The following is a 351-nucleotide window of genomic DNA, read 5'->3' as shown; positions in this document are numbered from 1 at the left end:
CTTAATCGAGTCATTCAACAAGAAGATCAAAAAATATACGAAGCGCAAGGAACAATTTCCAAATGATGAGTCGTTAGAACGTTTCTTAGTTTCCCAGTTTGAAGACTATAACCAACGCTTTGCGACACGCTGCCATATTGGCTTTAATAAAGCTCGTGCAGAAATTGAAAAAATGTTTGAAGAGCTAGAATCACAGGCCACACGCCGTTGCGATATTTGATTTATTTGGCAGGGCTAGCCCTGCCAAATAAATCAAAAACAATCCATCGAACAAGAACAATTAGAATATAAGTGACAATTTATCAGAAAAGGTTGATAACTTATTTACACAAAATTATTGACACTGCCAAA

Annotated in this window: 1 protein-coding gene; it reads left to right on the top strand. The window is 36.2% G+C overall.

The window, feature by feature from the left end; genetic code table 11:
• Positions 1-220 (top strand): transposase (locus tag GMB86_RS15370; protein WP_196220260.1); only part of this gene is annotated, 220 nt, incomplete at its 5' end.
• Positions 221-351 lie beyond the last annotated feature (131 nt).

The organism is Terrilactibacillus tamarindi, from assembly GCF_009718825.1.
In the GTDB taxonomy this organism is placed as follows: domain Bacteria; phylum Bacillota; class Bacilli; order Bacillales; family Sporolactobacillaceae; genus Terrilactibacillus; species Terrilactibacillus tamarindi.
This window is presented reverse-complemented; position numbering and strand designations above follow the sequence as displayed.